This is a genomic window from Paranoxybacillus vitaminiphilus, assembly GCF_003259935.1.
In the GTDB taxonomy this organism is placed as follows: domain Bacteria; phylum Bacillota; class Bacilli; order Bacillales; family Anoxybacillaceae; genus Paranoxybacillus; species Paranoxybacillus vitaminiphilus.
The window spans coordinates 1-6028 of the sequence record NZ_QLMH01000040.1 but is presented as its reverse complement, the minus strand read 5'-3'; the positions used below and the strand labels follow the sequence as shown (position 1 = coordinate 6028).

Here is a 6028-nt window from a genome sequence, read left to right as displayed (position 1 = left end):
CTCCGGTTGGTACTGTATTAAATGTAGCCTGTGGGGTAGGGAAAATAGGAATGGAGGACATCATGAAAGGGATATGGCCTTTCTTACTGGCAGAAGTCCTTGTTCTTATATTGCTTATTTTATTCCCATCCATTGTTACTGTTCCGCTTCATTGGTTAACCAATAATTAATAAAATTTATTTTGGATTTTGAATGCAACCTTAATGCAGAAAAATATGTTTGAGCTGTGCTTGCTAATTCATTATATGATTGTTGTAGTAGAACTAGTGCTGAATGAAAAGAATGATTCACATAAAATGAATGTTTGCATCAATGAATTTTAAATTTAACATGTTCCCCGAGAAGTCTCCCGCCTCTAAACAATGTGTAGGTGGGAGAGGTTCATGCAGGTTGATTTTTCTAGCCCCCTAATGAATTGGGACAGGGGGCTTTTGATATACATATAAAAGGATTTTCAGGTGTTTTAATCGGGATGGAAATACGATAAGTTTGCTGTAATCATTTTTATGTGTTAATGCACGTGCAAATTACTTAGTGAGGCAAGGAACTTCTTAAATTATTTTGCGAAAGATCTGGGCTAGATGCATTGATTGACAATGTTTAGAAAATACGTTTATACTTTTTTTAGATCGATCTAACAAATACTTGAGTAACAGAGGAATAATGCAAAAATGTCGCAAGCAGGTGATGATATTATGACGCGAAAAAAGAGAGCCCGCGTTACTCTAGAACAAGTGGCCAATCACGCTGGTGTGTCGCGGGCAACGGCTTCTCTCGTCGTTCGGGGCAGTCCACATATATCGAAAGAAACAAGGGAAAAAGTATTAAACTCGATGAAGGAGTTAGGATATATTTATGATCGTGTTGCGGCTAATTTACGATCGCAGCGGTCTTCCACTGTAGGACTGATTATTACCGAAATTGGTAACCCGTTTTTTTCTGAATTATTGGTTGGTGTTCATGAAGCATTAGATAAAGAAGGATATACTGTTATCTTAGGAACTACGTTTGATTCTCCGTCTAAACAGGATGCGCTTCTGTCAACGATGCTTGAGTATCGGGTAGGCGGGGTGATTATGAGCCCGGTTCCCGGATGTTCTGTAGACATGGTGGAACGATTAAAACAATGGGAAATTCCTGTTGTTTTAGTAGCGAGGGAAATGCCGTCAGGAGAGCAGTTTGATTATATTGGTATTGATAATGTGGCTGGGGGCCGATTAGTGACGGAGCATTTAATTCAACAAGGACATCGCCGCATTGCTTTTCTAGGCGGTTTTTCTGGTTCATCTGCTTGGCGAGATCGAAAGAAGGGATATTGCCAAGCGTTTCATCAAGCTGGTTTAGAAATTGATGAGTCATTGATAATAGAGGCACCGGCTACAAGACAAGGTGGTATCAATGCAATAAAGCAGGCTCTTCAACATCCCAATCCGCCGACGGCAGCTTTTGGCTATAACGATATCGTAGCATTTGGCGTAATGCTTGGGTTAAAGGAAGCTGGAATGATTCCAGGCCGTGATTTTGCAGTAGTCGGGTTTGACAACATTCAAGAATCTTCAATGTTTAATCCTCCATTAACGACTGTTTCGGCATTCCCACAACTCATTGGAACGTATGCAGCTGATATTTTGCATCAACGTATGAACGGTGATGCTGGAGAGGCGAAACGCCTTATTTTACAGCCAGAACTCGTTGTGCGGGAATCGAGTTTATTGCATAGTGATCATCAATTTTAGGGGAAGTGGATTGGACATGAAAGAACATTCTGAAATCCCTCTCCGGGAGAGAAACATTGTATTAATTGGTTTCATGGGAGTAGGGAAAACAACGATTGGCCAGCTTGTGGCAAAAAAGCTGTATCGCGATTTTATCGATGTCGATCAAGAAATAGAAAATAGGTGCAATATGCCGATTCCAATGATCTTTGAACAGATGGGAGAAGACTATTTTCGGAAAGTGGAGAGAGAGTTAATTGTTGATCTCTGTACAAATACGCGGTTAAAAATTATTTCCCTCGGAGGAGGCGCCTATTTACAAGAGGAAGTAAGAAACGCATGCTTATCTCACTGCATCGTGTTTTTTTTAGATTTATCGTGGGAGTATTGGAAAGACCGCCTTCCGTTAATTGTCAACAGCCGCCCTCTTTTGAAAAATAAAACGTTAGAGGAAGTCGAACAATTATTTTTTAAACGGAGAGAAGCGTATTCGCTTCATAATTCCCGCGTTTTGACGAACGAGCTCGACCCTGAAACCGCAGCGGAGCAAATTGTGGAATCGATAAAATTGACTTGGGATCTGTATCAACCACATGATAAATGATGGCATTGGAAAGGATAAAAGCACGCCGATTTTACATGGCTAAAAAATTTTCATGCATGCGTTATCTAAATCATTTTCTTTTCTGGACTATTGTTTAGGTAATTAGTGGTATTGGTGAGATGTATATTGGAATCTTTGCTCACTGTGAAGGAAGGTTCCTTTTACATCTCATTTTTTATGGCTTTCTTCACCGTGTCGAAATCATTTTTATGGCATGAAAAGAGTTAGATGAACCTCTCCCATCTACACTCCGCTTAGAGGTGGGAGACTTCTCAGTGAACATGTTAAACGGTCGGCGGAACATCGGAAATGGTAGAAAAAGGTTAACAGGCATAGTGAAAATAGTCGGATTTATTTTCCATTTTTTGATTTTATGACATGATTCGACATGTTTTTCTATGAACGTCGTTTATTATGTAAGAGAAAGCGTTTTTAAAGGAGGGATGGTTTTTATGAAGGCTTCGCTTAGGCTGAAATTTGTTTTATTACTAGTCATTGTCGTTGCGCTGCCTCTTGGAGCAGTCGGATTTTTCAATGCAAAATCGATTACGAGTGGAATGTATCGTTTGACGGTGGCGGATTTAGAGTACATGACAAAAATTAAAGCGCAGGAAATTTCTTTATGGCTGCAGGATGGCGTGATGACCGAGGAGGACGAAAAAAGAATTCGCACAGCTGTAGAAGAAGTCGCTCAAGCGTACTATAAGCCGAACGGCATGAAAGGCTATGCATATGTGGTAGATGAAACAGGAACGCTGCGCATCCATCCGAATATGGAAGGGCAAAGCTTAGCGAATGAGCCATTTATGCAGACCATTTTGCGCGAAAAAACGGGCTATGTCGAATACATGTGGAAAGATGGATTAAAAGTCGTCAGCTTCCGCGAGCTTCCTAACGGCTGGATTTTAGCGATTGGCAGCTATTACGATGACATCATGCAGCCAGCTTATGACGTTCGCAAGCAAGTCATTGTATTTGTTATCGCGGCTATGCTGCTCGCTCTAATTGTCGGAATGATCTGGTCGTATCGTTTGACAGGGGCGATTCGACAGATGATGAAAGTAATGAATCGGGTGAAAGAAGGGGATTTGACCGTTTCGATTGCCGTCAATCGCAAAGATGAAATTGGCCAGTTAGGACAAATATTTAACAAAATGATCGACCGTTTACGTGAGATGATCGATTCGTTGAATCGAACGTCACAGCAATTAGCCGTCTCTTCCGAACAACTTTTTGCAGCGTCGACAGAAAGCACGAAAGCGAGCGAGCAAATTGCTAATTCTGCTGAGGACATCGCACACGGTTCAGAAGAGCAAGTAAATGAAGTGAATCATATGATAAAGCTGGTTGATCAAGTCGATCGAGAGGCGAAACAAATCTTCAATCGGGCTCAAGCTGTCGGCGAACAAGAGGATCGGGCGCAACAAGAGGCAGTTCAAGGGAAGAAAGCCGTCGAAGAAGTCGCAAAGCAAATGCGCGAGATGGTACAAAAAGTAGAAAACACGGCTAAATCTGTTCAACAGTTAAGCAATCGGTCACAAAAAATAGGAAAAATCGTGACGTTTATCGAACAAATTAGCGAGCAGACAAACTTGCTTGCTCTCAATGCGGCCATTGAAGCAGCAAGGGCGGGTGAACATGGGCGCAGTTTTGCTATCGTTGCAGAAGAAGTACGGAAGCTCGCGGAACAAACTGGGAAAGCAACAAAAGAAATTTCTGAATTTATTCATCAATTGTGCGAAGATATGATCAAAGCAGGAGAGCAAATGACGCAAAGTGCTGCTGTGGTGAAGAGAGGAGAAGAGGTTGGAGAAAAGGCGCAGCGGGCGTTCTCTGAAATTGTTGCCTCTGTTTCAGAAGTCCATCGCCAAATACGCGGGGTAGTTCAAGGAACAGAAGAGATTGCCCGTCATACGGAAGATTTAGTGAAACAGTCTCAATTAGTTTCACAAACAGCTGAACGGGTTTTAGGAGACACGGAAGAAGTATCGGCAGCCTGCGAGGAGCAAACAGCGATGATGCAGCAAATCCATTCAGCAGCTAAAAGCTTGGCGAACTTAGCGAAAGAATTGGAAAGGCAGGCAAAGGGGTTCACTACTGTTTCGGCTCATGGCAATGCATAAGGAGCCGATTGTTCAATGAGTAAACAAGCAAAAAAGATAATTACTGAAGCTTTTTAATCGCGATGAAAGAAAAAACATCCCGCGTAACTTTTAAGCTTCAGGGGAGTGCAGATTTATAGGGGAAATGACCACTATTATATATTATTATATATCTCAACTTTTCCGCGTACTGCAGTTCACTCTTCATATAATCACGGTAAAGTCACCATCCAATGAGAGAGTTGATATTAAAAAATAAACTTAGCTCAGCCGCCGTTTGGAAAAGAGAAATCGATTCATTGTAATAAAGTCTTTTTAAAGTCCGCTTCCTTTCCCACTAATAGATGGCTAATGGTCTTCGGCTCTTTTTTTCAAAGATGCAAAGCAATCAAGATAACAATGGCGGCATGACTAATCAGCATTTTCATCAATTCCTTCTTTTCCCGCCTTAAACTTAAAACAAAAATTATTTTTTTGGATGTAAAACCGAGGAAGAACTTTCACAAACCATCGCACCATATATCTTGTTTTACAATCATGAATACTTTCAGAAAAAACTAAACCAGTGTGCAGCGATAGAATACGAGAACACACTGGTTGCTTCGTCTTTTTTATAACTGTTTGAGAGTAGGAATTCTGAAAAATGAAGCGAAATGGTTATATATTGTAAAAATCAGGAGGTATAAGAAAATGAAAAAGTTAACATTGCAATTTTTTGATTATCACTCGTGGGCAACTAAACAACTGATCGAACATTTGAGCAAGTTACCAAAAGAAATTATGAATAAGGAAGTAAACAGTGTTTTTCCTTCCATTTCACAAACTTTTGCCCATATGTATGCTGTGGATGAATTATGGTTTTTAAGGATAAGCGGAAAAAGTGTGAATTCCATTGAACCGAAACCATTTAAGACCATACAGGAAATAAATGATGCATTTACTTATTTACATAATGAGATGTTACAGTTTCTCAACTTTAAAGATGATTTGGAACAAACAGTCATTTATACGAACACGAAAGGCCAGCGCTTCAGCAACAGTATCCGTGAAATGATTTACCATATCGTTAATCACGGAACTTATCATCGCGGCAATATTTCAGCGATGATTCGGCAGTTGGGTTATCAGGGAGTATCTACCGATTATATTTACTATTTAAGGAACATAAACAAGGCATAGTAAACATAAAAAAATGATTTATCATTAGAAGCACACTTAGGTTATCCGGTATTTATTGCCGGGATTTTATTTTGGTTGTTTGTTGGAATTAGCAGCTTTTTTTATCTCAAGAGACGTTGGTATGGCTTTATCTGTTTGGAATTGGAGTTATTTTACCTTTAGCTATTTTCATTGCCAAACTATTAAAAACCTGTGGTGCTAGTTGAACTTTAACGCTCAACTAGCCCAAGAATGACGAGTGAATAAGCTAGTAAAATGCCATCCAAAGCTGATTCAAATCCAGAAACAGAGTTGGCTCGAATCTCTGTGATCCGGTACTGATCAATGAGAACTGAAAACACGGTTTCAATGACTTTGCGCTTTCGTTTCATCCATCGTTTCCATGCTTTCGATTGATGGATTTTCTGGTTTTTCCGAACGGGCGTCCA

Annotated in this window: 6 protein-coding genes and 2 pseudogenes; 7 read left to right on the top strand and 1 reads right to left on the bottom strand. The window is 40.3% G+C overall.

All coding sequences use genetic code 11. The features are described 5' to 3' along the window. From B0I26_RS17795 to B0I26_RS19065, 7 genes and pseudogenes are all read left to right on the top strand, one after another. The coding region (locus tag B0I26_RS17795; RefSeq protein WP_146612830.1) for a TRAP transporter large permease subunit at positions 1–170 on the top strand (170 nt) is incomplete at its 5' end. A gap of 525 nt (positions 171–695) precedes the next feature. Then, on the top strand, positions 696–1736 hold the full coding sequence (locus B0I26_RS17790; protein ID WP_111646670.1) for a LacI family DNA-binding transcriptional regulator: 1041 nt from the start codon (positions 696–698) through the stop codon (positions 1734–1736). A 16-nt stretch (positions 1737–1752) separates the two neighbouring features. Beyond that, the gene (locus tag B0I26_RS17785; protein ID WP_111646669.1) at positions 1753–2319 is read left to right on the top strand and encodes a shikimate kinase; all 567 of its coding nucleotides are present in this window, start codon (positions 1753–1755) and stop codon (positions 2317–2319) included. Between the two features lie 452 nt (positions 2320–2771). After that, positions 2772–4442 carry a methyl-accepting chemotaxis protein gene (locus tag B0I26_RS17780; protein WP_181503001.1) on the top strand — a complete coding sequence of 557 codons (1671 nt, stop codon included), beginning with the start codon at positions 2772–2774 and terminating at the stop codon, positions 4440–4442. A 467-nt stretch (positions 4443–4909) separates the two neighbouring features. Beyond that, a pseudogene (locus tag B0I26_RS19070) lies at positions 4910–5038 on the top strand (hypothetical protein); the annotation flags it as partial. 73 nt (positions 5039–5111) lie between these two features. Next, positions 5112–5600 (top strand): DinB family protein, encoded by a 489-nt coding sequence (locus tag B0I26_RS17775; protein WP_111646667.1) that lies wholly within the window; start codon positions 5112–5114, stop codon positions 5598–5600. Between the two features lie 107 nt (positions 5601–5707). Then, positions 5708–5806: pseudogene (locus tag B0I26_RS19065) on the top strand (hypothetical protein); the annotation flags it as partial. A 3-nt stretch (positions 5807–5809) separates the two neighbouring features. Here the strand turns inward: B0I26_RS19065 and B0I26_RS17770 are convergent. Then, positions 5810–6028, bottom strand: a 219-nt coding sequence (locus tag B0I26_RS17770; protein WP_342767136.1) for a transposase, incomplete at its 5' end; no start/stop codon positions are given.